This is a genomic window from Candidatus Palauibacter sp., from assembly GCF_965213655.1.
GTDB lineage: Bacteria > Gemmatimonadota > Gemmatimonadetes > Palauibacterales > Palauibacteraceae > Palauibacter.
Window position 1 is genome coordinate 188,958 of the sequence record NZ_CBDBZT010000002.1, and the last position, 15,796, is coordinate 204,753.

Genomic DNA, 15,796 nt, shown 5'->3' on the forward strand with positions numbered 1-15,796 from the left:
AGCGCGGCGGACGATAGCCCAATGATCGGGCCGGAGGTCGACGCCGGGTACGGGGATCCTCATTCCAGCCATTCCCGCAGCCGGTCCCGGAGATAGGCTACCTCTTCGAGGAACCCCGGAATGGCCGCAACCACGGTCAAAGCGATGGGCTCGCTGTAGGTGTGGCTCGTCATGCCGCGCATCTTCCGGTAATCACGCCACTCGGGCCACGCTCCTAGGAGCAGCCCCTGCTCGTTCGCCGTGCGGATCTGATCCTGAAAGGTCATTTGATCCAACAGCGCCGGGTTCGCTGCCGTGTATTCCAAGTAGCGTTTCAGGGTCTTGTAGCCGAGTTCGTAGGTGAACTCGAAGCGCTGAATCAGGCCGTCGCGAATCTGAAGGTCGCTGGTGTCTCTCAGATACCGCTCCAGTCCCTCCTCCAGCCGTTGGATCGCCCGTTTGAGGGGCGTGATGTCCGGGATGTCATACATGTGGTTACCGACCCTTGAATCCCAGCCCATGCAGGTTCTCGGTGATCGCGGCGTCTAGCTGAGCGCCCTCGGCTTGCTGTTCGCGAAGCTCCAAGACCAGTCGCTTCATCTTGTCCTCGAACGCCTCGCCGTCAGCTTTCTGGGGCTCCACGCCAACGTAGCGGCCCGGCGTAAGGACATGGCCGTGCTTCCTCACTTCCTCCAGAGCCGCGCTCCTGCAGAAGCCGGGAACATTCGTGTAACCGTTTCCCTCCTCGGCAGCCCGCCACGAGTGGTACGTCGCCGCGATCCGGGCGATCTCCTCGCCGGTAAGTTCGCGGTGTGTCCGGTCCACCATCCGGCCGAGCTTCCTCGCGTCGATGAACAGGATCTCACCGCGCCGCCGTCGCCCGCGCGCCAGGAACCACAGGCAGGCCGGGATCTGGGTCGAGTAGAAGAGCTGGCCCGGCAGCGCCACCATGCAATCGACCAGTTCGGCCTCGATCAGGCTCTTCCTGATCTCGCCCTCGCCCGACTGGCTCGACGACATCGACCCGTTGGCCAGCACGAAGCCCGCGACGCCCCTCGGCGCGAGGTGGTGAACCATATGCTGCACCCACGCGAAGTTCGCGTTGCCCCTCGGAGGGACGCCGTAGCGCCAGCGCTTGTCCTCGGCCAGCCGCTCCCCGCCCCAGTCGGAGACGTTGAACGGGGGATTGGCAAGGATGAAGTCGGCCTTCAGGTCCGGATGTCGGTCGTTGTGGAACGTGTCGCCGTGGGCGATCTGCCCGTCAATGCCCCGGATAGCCAAGTTCATCCTCGCGAGCCGCCATGTCGTGTAGTTCGACTCCTGCCCATAGATCGAAATGTCGCCCCGCGCCTTGCCGCCGTTGGCGTTGCCGGTGGCGTGGGCGCGGATGAACTCGACCGACTGCACGAACATGCCCGAAGAGCCACAGCAGGGATCGTAGACCCGCCCTCGATAGGGTTCCAGCATCTCGACGAGCAGTCTGACAACGCAACGCGGCGTGTAGAACTCGCCGCCCCTCCTGCCTTCGGCGCTCGCGAACTGCGAGAGGAAGTACTCGTACACGCGTCCGAGCACGTCCTTGGAGCGGGCGTCTGCGTCCCCAAGGCGGATGTTGCCCACCATGTCGATCAACTGGCCCAAGCGCTGCTTGTCCAGCGCGGGCCGCGCATAGTCCTTGGGAAGGATCTCCTTCAGCGCCGAGTTGTCCCGCTCGATCGCGGTCATGGCCCGGTCCACGGTTTGGCCGATGGTCGGCTGCCGCGCTTCGGCCTTCAGGCGCGCCCAGCGGGCTTCTCGCGGCACCCAGAAGATGTTCTCCGCGATGTACTCGTCCCGATCCTCGGCGGCCTCTTCTCCCCACTCGGCGAGCACCGCTGCGCGCCGCTCCTCGAATGCGTCCGAGATGTACTTGAGGAAGATGAGCCCGAGCACGACGTGCTTGTACTCCGCAGCGTCCATCGAACCGCGGAGCGTGTCGGCCATCGCCCACAACTCGGCCTCGTAGCCGGTTGTGGCACCGCTATCGGTTGGGTTGGCAGGCATCTCTACTCGCACGCTTCAGTTTCGCATCACTCCGGTCGCTTCCGAAGGCCTTGTCCAAGATACGGCATGTGTCACGGGGCAGTACACCTCACCTCGCCGGAGTTGGCCGGTGCGCCGCTTACGCTCTCGGGAGCGGACGCCGGCGACTCCGAGCGTTCGGTCTCCGAAAGCGTCGGGGATGGCCACATCGGCGGCTTGGAGAGCGGGGTCCGCCGAAACCCGGACGGAGAGAACAGCGTACAGGTGGAAAGCACCCTCGTCCCGAGAGCCGGTGCCGCTGGTCGGCGGGCCGGCGGGCTGGAGCCGGTTTGCCGATGCCCCCGGCACTCGTGCCTACGCCGGACCGCGGCGTGAAAACGGCGAAGGGGGTCGTTTCACGAATCGGCCCTCCGGCGATTCACACCGGGCTTTCCATCCATCTGCTTGCGCGGTGGTGTCTTGCGGTCTCGCGGCCCGGCCGCCCGCTGCCGGACGGGCCGCACCGGTCGTGGCGGGAGCGACCCCCCTCGCCGAAGGCTCGGTGCGGCGTAGCGACGAGTGTGTTTTCACAACTCGCCCCCCGCCTCCCGGGGTCGCTCCCTAACCAGCAATCCCTGGCGGGAAGGCCGTCCAGCCCCCGTTCCGGGACTTGTCTGCACCCGAGCACCGAACCCGTCGCCTCTGGGCACGCCGTCGGGGCTCAGAAAGAAATGTAACCGCCCATCTGGAAGAGCACGATGTTCGTATCGTCGGACCCGTCTCCGACGTGGAGGATGACGCGCGCCCCGTAGCGCCGTCCGAACGTCAGGCTCGCACCGGCGGTCGGCGAAACGTCTCCGCCGTCGTACTCGATGCCCGCGCGCAACGCCGGGCGAACGACCCAACCGGAACGTCCGAGGAGAACCGACGCGCCGATCCGGTTGGCCGACCCGGCGATGTCGGCGCACCTGTAGTTCTCGACCATCCCGTACAGCGACACCGGCCCGCCGACCCGCCCGCTGAGGCCGACGTAGTGTCCGGGACAAGCGATGCTATTGCCGCCGACGAACCCTGCTTCAAGAACGAAACGGCTCGGCACTTCCCGCGCCTGTTCCGTTTCCTGCGCCTGAACCTGCGAAGGCAACGCGACGGCCAAGCAGGCCGGCAACAGCTCTCGCATCTTGATGCACCTTCCACCGGTTCACATGCTCCGGAGGCGGCCAGTTGGCCGCTCCCGTCCACCAAGGAATGCTCGCCGCAATCCCCTTGGTTGACAAGCAGGATCTCCGGGGAAGCGGGTACCGACCCGTCCCGGCTCTCCGTGCGAACCCCGGGAGACGGTCGGCGAGTCGCGGCGCTTCCCGATTCTCTGGTTCCGCGCCATGATTCGTGGTGCTGGCGGACGGGCGGTTCGAAAAAGCTGTTCGCCCTCCTCAGGCGACCAAGGCCGGGCAGCGACGCTGTTGTCCCAACCCGTGAGAACCGCATGGAATCCACAAGGGGCTTGTTCGGAGGGGCGCGATTGATCTGCGGACTGCTCGTGCCGCTCGTTGCCGGATGCGTCACGGGACCCGACGAGGTGGAACCGGTTGTCGGCCTGATCACCAAGACCGAAGACAATCCGTTCTTCGTGACGATGAGGAACGAATGCTGGGGATGACCGCCGACGTGGCGGACTCCAGAAGCCGTGCAGTATGCCTTCCTGCAAGGAACTGCTGGACTGGGAGCGACCCCACGGCGGAGGGGTCCGGGATGTGCACATCCCGACCCTCCGCGATGCACGCACTGGGCATCGAAAGAGGGGTACTCCCAGCCACGGCCTCGATGGCCGCATCGGCATCGGCGCTCCCTTTGCCGTGGTGCAACCGCAAGCTGCTCCAGCGACTTGCGGTATCGGTCGCGTGTCACATCCGAGAGTGGATTTCGTGTCCGGTCGACCTCGAAGCAAGAAACACATGTCCCGTGCGGCATCGGGACGGCCGGATCTCCGTCAGTACACCGTCCGCCTGAGCCGCTCCGGCTTCGACGGTCTCGTCGCGAAAGGCCGGGTGGAGGATGGCGCTAGCGGCGGATGACGGCTAGCATCGGTGCATTCATCAGCCTCACAAGGAGTTCTATTGTGGACCTGCAATGTATGGCGGTGTTTCGGAAGGTTCCTGAAGGCTACATCGCCTTCATTGAGGAGTTTCCCGGTGCCAACACCCAAGGCGCTTCCCTTGAGGAAGCCCGGACGAACCTTCGAGACGCCATCGCACTGGTCGTCGAAGCCAACCGGGTTTTCGGCCTCGCACCCATGGAGGAACCGCAATGACCCGACGCCTGACTGCGATCGTCGAGCGCGAGGGTGAGGGCTATGTGGCGCTCTGCCCCGAGGTGGACGTTGCGAGCCAAGGTGAGACCGTGGCCGAGGCTCGCGACAATCTCGCCGAAGCCCTTGCCCTGTTCTTCGAGGCCGCGCCTCCCGGCGAGGTCGACCGGCGCCTGCGAGGCGAAGTCTACGTAACTCAGATCGAGGTTGCGGTTGGCTAGGCTTCGCGTCCTGTCCGGCCGTGAAGCCTGCCGCATCTTGGCGGCCAACGGTTTCGTCGAGGTCCGACGACGGGGCAGCCACATCGCCATGCAGAAGGCGGATGCCGACGGAACACTCACCGTCCCTGTTCCAGACCACCGAGAGCTGCGGGTCGGTACCCTGATGTCGATCATTCGCCAGTCAGGCCTGCCCCGCTCGGGGGAGTACAAGCGGGACTTGCAGCCGCTGTCGATTCTCCAGCATCACGGAGCGGGAACCGGGTTATTGGACTTCACGGAGAGTCCTCTCGTGGCCCTTTGGTTCGCGTGCCGGAACGAACCAAAGGAGGATGGGAAGGTGTTTGTCCTAGACATCGGCGACCGTCAGGTCGCGGTGAACGGACGGAAACTGGATGAAGAAGCCTTGTTCCGTACGGAGGAGATCGTGTACTACGAGCCGGATCGATCCCTCAGCCCTCGGATCGTCGCGCAGCAGAGTCTATTTGTGATCTGCAATCCGCCTATGGTACCGGAAGGATACCTCATGCAGGTGGTCATACCGAAAGAGATCAAGGGTACCTTGACCGAATACCTGAAGGGCCTCGGGTTGTCGGAGGAGAACCTTTTCGGGGATGTTTCCGGGCTTGCCACCGCGAACGCGAGGCACACGCCTCTACGATCCAAGCTGACGCTTTCGCCGGAACACCACCGAGATTGGGGAAACCGCGCCTATCACGCCGAACGGTACGAAGACGCTCTCGCGCACTACCAGTCATACGCGGAGGCACTTCCCGACGTAGCCCAGCCGCATTGCCTGGTCGGGGATACGCTCGCCGAGCTCGGACGCTACCAAGAGGCGATCGACGCGTACACGAGGGCGATCGAGAGAATCGCACGACCGATCGATCTTGGGCCAGACGTGACCGTGAGATCGGACGCCGTTCGCCCGCTCATGCTCCATTCACTCTATTTCAACCGAGGCAACGCGCGCGCGGCGACTGGAAACCATGCCGAGGCTGTTTCCGACTACGACAGCGCCTTGGACCACGGCACCCGGTTGAAGAGGAGCGTGCTGTTCAACCGTGGGAATTCAAGGTACAGCTTGGAACGTTATGCAGAGGCCTTCGACGACTTTGAAGCCGCGTGGTTGAAGCGGGAAGGAGGCGACGCCGCGCTTGCAATGGGTAACTGCAAGGTCCTGACCGGGGAGTTGAGGGACGGCTTGAGGCGGTTCTTGGACGGCGTCGAGCTGGGGGAGCCGGAAGACTCGGCTGCTCATTGCCGACGGCACGCGGAACAACTGGGAGAAATCTTGGACGCTTTGGGCGACTCCGACTACGAAGTGAGGCGAGAGGGACCAGTTTTGTACGTCGAAGCGGCGGGTGAGTTGGCGACGTTTCCGTTCAGTGGCAATCGCGGGAACGTCGGCAATACCCCGTCGGGATTGGTCACTGCGCATGGCGGTGAGGGCTATGAGGGAAGCGCGGGATTCGCGGTTATTTTGGTCCCGAGGCACGCCTGAGCGCGGATCCGACATCGGTAGCGTCAAGAACCGTCGGCTCATGGCCTCTCGCCCGAACATCGGCTAGCTCTGGGAACGGCGGCCAGCCCGGCCGAGTCGGTTTCCGGCGGGACCCTACCGTCCCGAGCTTTCATGTCTGGCGGACAAGGCTCCTCTCTGCGAGCTTTCGTTCGTGCAGATCGTGCAGTCCATCGAATCGAGAGAGGTATCGAACGATGGCACGCACGAAACGAAGCCGCCGGAGCTACGGCGCCGGCGAGTGGGGCCGGAACCGGGTGAGGGTCTTCCCTGACCCGAAGACCGGCCTCTTCCAGATTGAGTGGCGCGAGAACGGGCGCAGGCTCACCCGGTCGCTTGGACACCGCGACTGGGCGAGGGCGAAGCGGCATGCGGACGAGTTCGCCGCTGGATTCGTCGGCCCGGAGATCGGGGGCAAGGCGGATGCCAAGCCCGAGCCGCTCACGCTGGAGACGCTGTTTGACATCTACGGTGAGGAGGTGACGCCCACGAAGACGGAGCGGGTCCGGCACCGGGACAGAATCGGGACGAGGATGTTCCTCGACTTTCTCGGGCGCGACCGACGGCCCGAGACCCTGTCCCAGCGGGACTGGGACCGCTTCATCCGGGAACGCCGGGCAGGCCGGGTCGGACCGAGCGGGAAGCCTGTGGGCAACCGCACCATCGAGTTGGACCTGAAGTTCCTGCTCGCGGTGCTCAACTGGGCGACGAAATCCAGAGACGAGGAGGGCAGGCTCCTGCTCGACTCGAACCCGCTGAGGGGCCTGAAGACGCCCAAGGAGAAGAACCCCACCCGGGTCGTCCTCTCCGAGGAGGAGTACCAAGCGATGCTCGGGGTGTCGCGGCGGGTCGATTGGAGGTTCCACGTCGCGTTCGTGCTCGCCCATGAGACCGGCCACCGAATCGGGGCCATCCGCAACCTTCGGTGGGGAGACATCGACTTCGAGGGCCGCGAGGTGCGGTGGCGCGCCGAGCACGAGAAGACCGGCTACGAGCACGTCACGCCGATGACCGACCAGGCGGTAGCGGTATTGGAGGAAGCGCGCGACGCGAACCCCGGAAACGGGGAGACGCCAGTCCTGCCCGAGCCGCGGGATCCCTCGGCGAGCATCAGCCGCAGGAGGGCGGGCACTTGGTGGCGAAAGGCCGAGCGCCTTGCGAGGCTGGAACACAAACGTGGTAGAGGCTGGCACTCGCTGAGGCGGAAGTTCGCGTCCGACCTCATGGACCTGCCGCTCAAGGTGCTGTGCGAGTTGGGCGGCTGGAAGGAGGCCCAGACGGTCCTGCGCTGTTACCAGCAAGCCGACTCGGGACAACTCAGGAAGGCCTTGGACAGTCGTCCGAGGGTCCGCGTCTGACCCAAACCAAACGGCGGGAGTCAAACAGCGGGAATCGGCCTGCCGAATCCCGTAAGCTGCACGCTTACAACGATATGTGATTTCAAGTGCTCATGTCGCGTAGGCAAGATCGAGCGTCTTCGCCCTGATTTTGATGTACGTTCTGCTGGCGATCCCGTTCGGATCGTGGCTTCAGCCGTTGATCGTGCTTGCCGTCATACCCCTGGGGGCGATCGGCGCACTCGCGGGACACATGCTGCTGGGCCTCGATCTCAGTGTCTGGTCGACGCAGGGACTGGTCGGAGTGAGCGGAGTCGTCATCAACGACGCACTCATGATGATCAAGTTCATGAACAACTTCAGGGACTCCGGCATGTCGCCGCGCGACGCCATCATCGCCGGCTCCAAGGTCCGGTTCCGCGCGATCGTCCTGACGTCGCTCACGACGTTTCTCGGCGTGGCCCCCCTGGTGTTCGAGACGAGCACCTACGCCAAGCATTTGGTCCCGGTCGCGACGTCCGTCGGTTTCGGTGTCCTCGTCGCCACGATCCTCCTCCTTCTGGTCGTGCCGGCGCTCGCCGCCCTGCAGTACGATGTCCGGGAAAGGCTCGGTCGCGCGGTAGCGCGAACACGGGGTCGCCATCCCCGCTGACGCGGTCGCCGGTCAGGCGATCTGGCGGCTCACGAGGTCCCGGAATGCGCCCGGGGAGGCAGCCAGATCCGCGAAGGAGCCCTCCTGCACGATCTTGCCCGCTTCAAGCACGTAGATGCGGTCGGCGTGACGCAACGTGGAGACGCGGTGCGCAACAACGATCCGCGTCGATGTGAGGCCCGCCAGATTGGCCAGGACCTTGGATTGTGTTTCGTTGTCCAGCCAGTTGGTGGCTTCGTCGAGCATCAGAATGCGGGGATTGCGGATCAGCGCGTGGGCGATCCGGATGCGTTGACTCTCACCTCCTGACGTGACGGAGGCACCCGCGCCCACCGGCGTCAGCATGCCCATCGGCATGGCCGCGATCTCGTCATCGATGGCGGCAAGCTGCGCCGCCCGCCATGCGTCTTCCGCGGTTGCCCCTTCGTGATCGCCGACGATGTTGTCCCACAGATCCTGTGGGTGGAGCCTCACCACCTGCGGCACGACCCCGATCTGTCGGCGCACCTCCTTGAGATCGAGCTGTTGAAGGTCTCGGCCATCGAAGTAGACCGATCCACCGGACGGCTGCTCCAGCCCGAGCGCGAGCCGCAGGAGCGTGCTCTTGCCGGCGCCCGACGCGCCGGCGATGGCGACGAACTCACCCTTGCGGACCTCAATCGATACTTCGTCGAGGATCAGCGGCCCGTCGGCTTCGCGGCGGAACGAGACGCGGTCGAACGCGACTTCACCACTCAGTGCCGCCGGGAATTCCCCTGCGGCTCTCGTCTCGGGCGTCTCGGCCAGCAGGGGCCCGAGTTGATTCCGTGCCGGCACAACGGCGGCCAATGCACTGAGCGATTCACCCAAGCGGCTGATCGCCCTCTGGTAGAGGTGGAACAGGACGAAGATGGCGATGAAGTCGCCGGCCCCCACGGAGTCCGGGCCAGTCATGGTCAAAACGAGGATCACCATCGTCCCGGCCAGCAACGGCAGAGCGGCGCCGAGCGCCCGCAGGTGCGCCTCCAGTGCGCCGAGTTCCAGCTCCGCGCGCTTCTGCACGCGGTAGCCCCTGGCCCACGCCGCAAAGCCCGAACCCTCGGCGCCGTCCACCCTCAGTTGGGGTATGCCGTTGATGAGTTGGAACAGTCGGCCGGACAAACGTCGAACGGCCTCCAGTCGGCGGTCGTGCGGGGCGATCTGCCGCAGTCCCAGCGCCACCGTCGCCAACAGCGAGAGCAGGCCGAAGGCGGCCGTCAACCCTCCGAGGCGCGCATCGCGCAGGGCGATGAGCAGGAACGCGGGTGACAGAAACAGGATCGACAGCACTCCGTTGCCGATTACGCCCTGCGCTGCATCGCGCGCGTTCTGGAACGTCATGCCTCGCATCGCGAGGTCGCTGGCCGGATACCGACGCAGCACGCCGGAAGGCAGCTGGAGCAGACGGTCCCAGAACGCGGCCTCCATCCGGGAGGTGGCGCGACCCTCGAGGCGCACCAGGGTCATGTTCTGGAGGGTGTGGAGGAGGGCCCGGACGAGACCGAACGCCACCAGAGCCGCGCTGATTCCATACAGGAGTCCGACATCTCCGGTCGGGATGACCTCGTCCGCAGCGAAACCGATGGCCACGGCCGGGAGCAACATTAGGGAACCACCCAGCAGCCCGGTCACCACGAAGCGGGCCAGATCGGCGCCCAGCCCCGTTCGGGCAACGCGCCACAGATCGCGCCACCCGGCGGCCCGAGACTCCAGCGAGGGATAGAAGACCCAGGCGTCCGAGCGCAGTGACGCGGCGGTGGTGGCCGTGACCCGCCGCTTCCGCCGGCCGACGGGATCGATTTCCCTGTAGTTTCCGAGCACACCGGGCAACAGCGCCACGGGCCTCCCGTCCTCGGTTCGGAACGCCAGCATGGCACCGCTGTCGCCGATCCACCAACGATCGTCCGGCGAGAGCCGCACCTTTCGGCCCCGCACCCCGGAGAGGTTGAGAACCCTGACGAGCCTGTCGTCCGGCGTGGATCCCTCGGTGGCGGGCGCATCAGGTGGCCGCCGGAAGACGATGCCCGCGTGCTGGCCGATCAATCTGAGGACATCGTGCAGCCCCGAGTCCTCCGTCTCTTCGGCTCCCTCATCCTGGAGACCGTACAGGTCGAAGAGGCGGCGGCGGGCGCGTGCCTCGTCGCCCCGGCGGCTGATGACCCGCGCCCGCGCGAGATTCGCCTGATCGACCACGGCCAGTTGGCGGTTCAGTCGCTCGAGCGAGAACGCGACCCGGTTGAAGGCGTCCAGGGCGGGCAGCAACAGCTGGTGCTCGGCGAGTTCCGCGGAGGATGCCGTGGAGATCCGCACGTCATGCGTCAGTGTGAGCCAGGTGGCGGACGTCAGGGGCAGCGCCCGCCCGGCGTCAGCCGGCTCCGTCTCACCTTCGGCGGGGTCGACTAGGCCCATGAACAAACCGGCCGCGGGCGGTAGCCCCGTGATCCACACGACTCCCCGGCGCGCGGCGAGTGTGCCGCGCCTTGTGCTTGTCGCTTCGCCGAATTCGAGGAGCTCGTCCGCCCGCGGATGAAGCGTGACATCGCGGACCAGCATTGCCGAGATGTCGAGGAGCCATGCGTCCACCTGCTCGGCCAGTTCGGCAGAGCGAATTGAGCCGGGCCGGGAGGCGGGAAGACGCCACAGCACGGTGCCGGGCAATCCCTTGGCGATGAGCCCAAGCGAAGTCACATCGTCCTGTGGCGCCACGCCGGGCAGGAGGCGACCGGTGCCGGCGCGCATCACGTGCTGCGGTGCGGACCGGTCGACTCCCTCCTGACGCTCGACCAGGAACAGGTCGACCGTACCGGATTCGATGAACCAGGCGAATTCGGGATCGCTGAGGTCGACGGGCAGATTGCCGGCGCAGGGTACCGCCGTGCCCGATTCGGCCGCGATCCGAGCGAGCGTTCGATTCTCCTGGCCGGTCATCCGGCCAGCTCCGTCCGCACGAGGCGATGGTACAGCCCGCCTTTCTCTGTCATCAGCTCGTCGTGGGTGCCGCGCTGCACCGCCACGCCCTTGTCGATCACGATGATCTGGTCGCAGTCGCGAATCGTGCTCAGCCGGTGTGCGACGATCAGGCAGCTGACGCCTCGCCGGCGCAGCGCATCGTCGACGTGCGCCTCCGTCGCGACGTCCAGGGCGCTCGTCGCCTCGTCGAGAATCAGCACCGTCGGGTTCCCGACCAACGAGCGGGCGATTTCGAGGCGCTGGCGCTGTCCACCGCTGAAATTGCCGCCGTCTTCGTCCACCAGAGTCGCATAGCCGAGTGGCCGGCTGAGAATGTCGTCGTGGATGGCGGCGTCACGGGCAGCGGCGACCACGTGATCGTCGAGCACCGTTGGGTTCCACAGAGTGAGGTTGTCCCGCACGGTGGCCGAGAAGAGGACGATGCGCTGGTCCACCATCGAGAGGGAGCGAGACAGCACTTCGTCGGGGATCTCGTCTCGAGGTCGGCCATCGAACAGAATCTCCCCCGACCAAGGGTGCTGGATGCCCGCCACCAGGCGGGACAACGTCGACTTTCCCGACCCGCTCGGACCTACCACCGCCACACGCTGCCCTGGCTTGAACACGAGGCTGAAGTCGTTGATCAGCGGGGGGCGGTTCCGGTTGTAGCCGAAGGTCACGCCGCGCAACTCCACATGTCCCGCCAGCCGCAGGCGCCCGTCGAGAGTGGCGAGCGACTCCGATGTTTCCGCCCGGCGCGCCAGGCCTGGATCCACCGGCGTTTCCGTGATGTCGTCCAGTCGCTGCATGTCGGTGAGCAGTGTCTGCCGCTCGTGTGCGAATTCGACGAAGCGCCCTATGGGTTCCAGGAACATCATCGCCACGAGATAGAACGCCAGCAGCGCACCCAGCGTCAACTCGCCGGACATGACTCTCGTCGCGCCGAGGGCCAGCACCGCGGCACTGCCCAGTATCGTGAACAGGTCGGGCGCGGCGGCCATGAGGTTGCCAAGTTCGGAGAATCGCTGGCGCACCTGCAGTTCGCGCGCCTGATGGCCGCTCCAGCGGGCGAACATGCGGTCTTCCGCCGCCGTCATGCGAAGCGAGTCGGCCTGACTCAGCATGATCGTCCCGATGCCCATGAGGAGGCCCTGTTCACGGCGAAGGGCGGAGGCCTCGTCGGACCGCACGCGCTCGATCGGCCGCAGGAGCAGCACGTTCAGGAACGCCAGGGCCAGCACGGCGAGTGCCAGGGGGAGGTCGTACGCCAGCATGACCGCCAGGAACACGACGCTCATGGCCACATCGACCAGCAGACCGAGGACGCGTTCCGACAGGCCTTGCGCAACCTTGTCGATGGACAGGATGCGTGCGGTCAGATCCCCGACCAGCCGGTGACTGAAGTAGTCCACCGGGAGACGCAACAGCTGCGAGACGGAGCGGTTGCCGACAACGACGGAGATGCGGATCGCCAGACGCCACAGAAGCCGCTGCTTCAGCCAGGTGATGCCATACACCAGGAGCGCGGCCCCTGCCAGCGCCCCGGCCACGAGGAGGCCCCACGGCTCGCCGGCGGCGATCACGCGGTCCACGAACAGACTGGCCGCGAACGGCGCCGCCAGGGCCAGCAGGGCCAGCATCAGCCCGCAAACGACGGCCCACGCCAGCCCGCTCCAGGCGCCACTCAGCCAGAGTGGGAGGCGCCGCACGAGGCCGGCAGGCGCACCTCCGGGCCGAAACGCCGGACCGGGACGGAACTTCAGCGTCACCCCCGTGAACCCCGCATCGAACTCCTGCGGGGAGAGCTTGCGGTGGCCCGCAGCCGGATCGTTCAGGTAGAACCACTTGCGATCGAACCCTTCCAGGACCACGAAGTGGTTGAATTCCCAGAACAGAATCATGGGCAGCGGCATCCGCTTGAGCCGATCCACCTGCACGCTCCACCCGGAGCCCTCGAGGCCGTAGTGCTCCGCTGCCCGCTTCAGCCCGGCGGCGGTGGATCCGTCCCGCCCTACTTCGCAGGTGCCGCGCAGTTCCGTCAGCGGCACCCATCGCCCGAAATGGGCCAGCACGCTGCCGAGGCAGGCCGCGCCGCACTCGGTTGCGTGGGTCTGCAGGAAGAGGGGCGTGACGACCCGTCGTTTTCGCTCGCCATGGGGGCTTTGGCCACGTCCCGAAGCCCCCCGCGAGCCGCGCGGTGCCATGTCAGGCCGAGCCCAAGCCGAGGAGCAGGGCGAGTGAGTATCGTCCGCGGACGATGCGAATGCGGCACGGAGTCCCGTCCGGGAGGGCCAGGTCGGACGCCGGTGGGAGGTCGATGTCGACTCGTCGCATGGAGTCTGTGACCGCCGCTCGCGAATCCAGGGACCGTGGCGGCGACGGTTCGGCGGCGACTGCACTGATCCTCCCTTCCAGCCGGCGCGTCTCGCCATCGGGCAGCTGCACTTCAACCGCCGCTCGCATGCCGGTGCGCAATTGCCGGGCCATGCGCGGGGTGACCTGCAGCGTTGCCTGTAGATGGCGACCCCCGGCATCCCGGAGCTGCGCGACGGTGGTCCCGGCCTGAAGGTATTCCCCCGGCGAGGCTCGCAGGACGACGATCTCGCCTCCCGCAGGGCTTACGACGAGTTGCCGCGCGGCGCGTTGCGCCTCCGCCTGCAGCAGCGCTGCACGGGCCGCGGCCAGCTGAGCGGCAGGGTTCCCGGTGTCTGCGCCGCGTCGCTCGACCTCGAGTTCCAAATGTTCTAAGCGGTCCCGGAGGGCCGCGGTCTCGCGCGCCGACGCAGGTGCGGTCTGGCGCGCGATTGCGGCTCCGGGCTCGATGTGATCCCCGGGCTCGACGAGGTATTCCACGAAATACCCGGGCTCCGCGGCCACGACTTCGTAACGCTGTCCCGGCACGAGCAGGACGCCGTCGAGCGTGATCCCGAGTACGATGGTGCCGAACAGGATCCAGGCGCCGATGCCGGCGAGAATCAGCCCGACCGCGGCCAGAACGATGCGTTCGTGGGGGGCCGTGACGCGGAGCAGTCGGTCAAGCTGCTGCCGGTTCGCGCTCGCGGCGATCGCTCGTTCGCGAAATGGGTTGTTGAACATCAATCGCGGCCCTTCCTGTCGAGTTACGGTGGGCGCGTGATCCGGCCGCCTGTACACGCGCGGACCGACTGACTCCGGACCGTCCCAGGATAGGGACTGGAAACTGCATCGAAAGGTTATTATATCAAGGGGAAGTGAACTCACGTACTCTTCGGAGGAGAGAGCAACATGAACACGATGGTGCAGTCGGCGATCCAGACGTCGAACGAGATGCAGCGTCAGTTGATCGCGAGGGCGGGCGAAGATGCCGACTTCCGCGCGCAGCTCATGGCGGATCCAAAGGGGACCGTTAAGCAGGAATTCGGCATTGACGTGCCCGATTACATCAACATCCAGGTGCACGAGAGCGACTGGAACGTCCTTCACCTCGGGCTGCCCCCGGGCCCCGAGGCCGAGATGGAACTGGACGAGGAGAGGCTGGAGGCGATCGCGGCCGGCCTTTCCTGCTGCGCGTGATCGTCACTCTCCGCTGATTTTGCGGGCGCCGGCGGCGGACTTCGCCGCCGGCGCTTCCGGATCCCCTCGATCCTCCCCTAGGCCGCCCCTGACGCCCTTGAGGTGACCCTCTCTCGCTTCCGCTATTTCGCGGCCGTGGCGGCCAGAGCGGCAGCCTGCAGCGGGGGGAACACAAGGCAGAACACGTAGGCCTTGACCGCCTCGAAGCGATCACCCACCAGCGCCATCTTGATGTGATGGATGCCCCGGACGACGAGCAGCATCCCACGCCGCCCGAACACCGTTTCCACCCCCGCCCATGACTCCTCGAGCGCGGACAGTTTCTCCGGTACGACGAGCCCCGGCGCGCGCAGCCCATCGATAATCCCTATCCAGGGCTCGATGTCTTTCAGCCATTGCGTGTCCTCGGCGTAGTAGCTCACGCCCAGCTCCGGGCTCACGCCGCCCGGACCGACGTCCAGGTGCGCCGCCAAGTGTGAGAAAGCCCCGCGTGCCTCAAGATCCGCGACGAACGGAGCGAAGGTCTCGATACGCCCCGGCCAGCTGGCGCGCTCCAGGAAAGAGGTCAACTCGCGCGTGCTCCTGATGCCCGTGATCGCCACCCGCAATGCCCGCGTTCGGTCAGGAAAGGCGCCAACGGCGCCGATCTGCGAGCCCGATGGCCTGGCCAGAAACAAGCGTTCCGCGTTTCGGCGTTCCCCGTTGTCCGGCCCCCAGCCGCACGCCGTGGCGACCGCGTCGGCGACGACGCATAGATCTTCGGGTTCCTGGACCGAGCCGGGGTCCGGCAGCGAGTCGGCGGTAGGATAGAGGAAGATGCCTGGATCCGGGAACGGGCCATTGTGCGTCGGATCAATGTCAAACTCGAGAAGCAGCTTTGTGTCGGCGATTCGCTGCAGGGCGGCCCCTTCCCGTCCCATCTCCTGCAGGAGCCGGACTATCGCCCTCGCGGACGCATCTTCCGGTCGCGATCGGGCCCATGCCTCGAAGTGCGCCGCGGACTGGCTCCCGTGAAACAGCGCGAGGCCCAGATCCGCCCTCGGTTCGGGTTCGTGCAGCCGCAACTCGAAGCCGAAACCGGGGGTCGCGAGGCTGATTGGCAGCCCGCATGTGCGCTCCATCAGCCTGTCCCATCCGGCGCCATCGATCAGCGCGGGGGGAAACCGGCACTTGAACTGCTCCAGGAGTTCGCCGACGGAATCCGCCTGACCTAGCATGTGCTCCTCGATGGCGGCGCGAGTATCGTCGAGGTTCATTGTT

General features: G+C 66.1%; 14 protein-coding genes and 1 pseudogene. 8 read left to right on the plus strand and 7 right to left on the minus strand.

The annotated features are described in order from the left end of the window. Window positions 1-59: 59 nt before the first annotated feature. From ACOOGH_RS01880 to ACOOGH_RS01890, 3 genes are all read right to left on the minus strand, one after another. Window positions 60-470 (minus strand): nucleotidyltransferase substrate binding protein, encoded by a 411-nt coding sequence (locus ACOOGH_RS01880; protein WP_420447297.1) that lies wholly within the window; start codon window positions 468-470, stop codon window positions 60-62. A gap of 4 nt (window positions 471-474) precedes the next feature. Then, window positions 475-2,022 (minus strand): type I restriction-modification system subunit M, encoded by a 1,548-nt coding sequence (locus ACOOGH_RS01885; RefSeq protein ID WP_420447298.1) that lies wholly within the window; start codon window positions 2,020-2,022, stop codon window positions 475-477. Window positions 2,023-2,701: 679 nt separating this feature from the next. After that, window positions 2,702-3,160, minus strand: a complete 459-nt coding sequence (locus tag ACOOGH_RS01890; RefSeq protein ID WP_420447299.1) for a hypothetical protein — start codon at window positions 3,158-3,160, stop codon at window positions 2,702-2,704. A 306-nt stretch (window positions 3,161-3,466) separates the two neighbouring features. Between ACOOGH_RS01890 and ACOOGH_RS01895 the strand changes: the two genes are divergently transcribed. From ACOOGH_RS01895 to ACOOGH_RS01925, 7 genes and pseudogenes are all read left to right on the plus strand, one after another. Beyond that, complete coding sequence (locus ACOOGH_RS01895; RefSeq protein ID WP_420447300.1) at window positions 3,467-3,640, plus strand: hypothetical protein; 174 nt, start codon at window positions 3,467-3,469, stop codon at window positions 3,638-3,640. A gap of 474 nt (window positions 3,641-4,114) precedes the next feature. Next, complete coding sequence (locus ACOOGH_RS01900) at window positions 4,115-4,291, plus strand: type II toxin-antitoxin system HicB family antitoxin (RefSeq protein ID WP_420447342.1); 177 nt, start codon at window positions 4,115-4,117, stop codon at window positions 4,289-4,291. Beyond that, a complete protein-coding gene (locus ACOOGH_RS01905) occupies window positions 4,288-4,509 on the plus strand; it encodes a type II toxin-antitoxin system HicB family antitoxin (RefSeq protein ID WP_420447301.1) in 222 nt (73 codons plus the stop codon). The genes ACOOGH_RS01900 and ACOOGH_RS01905 overlap by 4 nt, the downstream gene beginning before the upstream one ends. Next, window positions 4,502-4,708 (plus strand): annotated as a pseudogene (locus tag ACOOGH_RS01910) (type II toxin-antitoxin system HicA family toxin); the annotation flags it as partial. The gene ACOOGH_RS01905 and the pseudogene ACOOGH_RS01910, both read left to right, overlap by 8 nt. Continuing rightward, window positions 4,697-6,010 (plus strand): FRG domain-containing protein, encoded by a 1,314-nt coding sequence (locus tag ACOOGH_RS01915; protein ID WP_420447343.1) that lies wholly within the window; start codon window positions 4,697-4,699, stop codon window positions 6,008-6,010. The pseudogene ACOOGH_RS01910 and the gene ACOOGH_RS01915, both read left to right, overlap by 12 nt. A 215-nt stretch (window positions 6,011-6,225) precedes the next feature. Then, entirely contained in the window at window positions 6,226-7,386 is a 1,161-nt protein-coding gene (locus tag ACOOGH_RS01920; protein WP_420447302.1) for a tyrosine-type recombinase/integrase, read from the plus strand. 127 nt (window positions 7,387-7,513) lie between these two features. After that, on the plus strand, window positions 7,514-8,017 hold the full coding sequence (locus ACOOGH_RS01925; RefSeq protein ID WP_420447344.1) for an efflux RND transporter permease subunit: 504 nt from the start codon (window positions 7,514-7,516) through the stop codon (window positions 8,015-8,017). A gap of 12 nt (window positions 8,018-8,029) precedes the next feature. On the opposite strand, the gene ACOOGH_RS01930 is transcribed toward ACOOGH_RS01925, so the two are convergent. The 3 genes from ACOOGH_RS01930 to ACOOGH_RS01940 are packed head-to-tail and all read right to left on the minus strand — an operon-like array spanning window position 8,030 to window position 14,080. After that, window positions 8,030-10,963, minus strand: a complete 2,934-nt coding sequence (locus ACOOGH_RS01930) for an ATP-binding cassette domain-containing protein (RefSeq protein WP_420447303.1) — start codon at window positions 10,961-10,963, stop codon at window positions 8,030-8,032. Beyond that, window positions 10,960-13,188: a cysteine peptidase family C39 domain-containing protein gene (locus ACOOGH_RS01935; protein WP_420447304.1), complete on the minus strand. Its 2,229-nt coding sequence runs from the start codon at window positions 13,186-13,188 to the stop codon at window positions 10,960-10,962. Before ACOOGH_RS01935 ends, ACOOGH_RS01930 begins: the two co-directional genes overlap by 4 nt. 1 nt (window position 13,189) lies before the next feature. After that, window positions 13,190-14,080, minus strand: a complete 891-nt coding sequence (locus tag ACOOGH_RS01940; protein WP_420447305.1) for an HlyD family efflux transporter periplasmic adaptor subunit — start codon at window positions 14,078-14,080, stop codon at window positions 13,190-13,192. Window positions 14,081-14,248: 168 nt separating this feature from the next. On the opposite strand from ACOOGH_RS01940, the gene ACOOGH_RS01945 reads away from it, so the two are divergent. After that, window positions 14,249-14,536: an NHLP leader peptide family RiPP precursor gene (locus ACOOGH_RS01945; protein ID WP_420447306.1), complete on the plus strand. Its 288-nt coding sequence runs from the start codon at window positions 14,249-14,251 to the stop codon at window positions 14,534-14,536. Window positions 14,537-14,658: 122 nt separating this feature from the next. Here the strand turns inward: ACOOGH_RS01945 and ACOOGH_RS01950 are convergent, their stop codons facing one another. Next, window positions 14,659-15,792, minus strand: coding sequence for a hypothetical protein (locus tag ACOOGH_RS01950; RefSeq protein WP_420447307.1), 1,134 nt, complete (start codon window positions 15,790-15,792; stop codon window positions 14,659-14,661). Between the last annotated feature and the right edge of the window lie 4 nt (window positions 15,793-15,796).

What these genes read in the sequence shown, in the direction of transcription:
- ACOOGH_RS01900 (WP_420447342.1), top strand. Translation starts at nt 4,115, where the DNA reads ATGGCGGTGTTTCGGAAGGTTCCTGAAGGCTACATCGCCTTCATTGAG.
- ACOOGH_RS01930 (WP_420447303.1), bottom strand. Translation starts at nt 10,963, where the DNA reads ATGACCGGCCAGGAGAATCGAACGCTCGCTCGGATCGCGGCCGAATCG.
- ACOOGH_RS01950 (WP_420447307.1), bottom strand. Translation starts at nt 15,792, where the DNA reads ATGAACCTCGACGATACTCGCGCCGCCATCGAGGAGCACATGCTAGGT.
- ACOOGH_RS01935 (WP_420447304.1), bottom strand. Translation starts at nt 13,188, where the DNA reads ATGGCACCGCGCGGCTCGCGGGGGGCTTCGGGACGTGGCCAAAGCCCC.
- ACOOGH_RS01920 (WP_420447302.1), top strand. Translation starts at nt 6,226, where the DNA reads ATGGCACGCACGAAACGAAGCCGCCGGAGCTACGGCGCCGGCGAGTGG.
- ACOOGH_RS01945 (WP_420447306.1), top strand. Translation starts at nt 14,249, where the DNA reads ATGAACACGATGGTGCAGTCGGCGATCCAGACGTCGAACGAGATGCAG.
- ACOOGH_RS01895 (WP_420447300.1), top strand. Translation starts at nt 3,467, where the DNA reads ATGGAATCCACAAGGGGCTTGTTCGGAGGGGCGCGATTGATCTGCGGA.
- ACOOGH_RS01905 (WP_420447301.1), top strand. Translation starts at nt 4,288, where the DNA reads ATGACCCGACGCCTGACTGCGATCGTCGAGCGCGAGGGTGAGGGCTAT.
- ACOOGH_RS01880 (WP_420447297.1), bottom strand. Translation starts at nt 470, where the DNA reads ATGTATGACATCCCGGACATCACGCCCCTCAAACGGGCGATCCAACGG.
- ACOOGH_RS01940 (WP_420447305.1), bottom strand. Translation starts at nt 14,080, where the DNA reads ATGTTCAACAACCCATTTCGCGAACGAGCGATCGCCGCGAGCGCGAAC.
- ACOOGH_RS01885 (WP_420447298.1), bottom strand. Translation starts at nt 2,022, where the DNA reads ATGCCTGCCAACCCAACCGATAGCGGTGCCACAACCGGCTACGAGGCC.
- ACOOGH_RS01890 (WP_420447299.1), bottom strand. Translation starts at nt 3,160, where the DNA reads ATGCGAGAGCTGTTGCCGGCCTGCTTGGCCGTCGCGTTGCCTTCGCAG.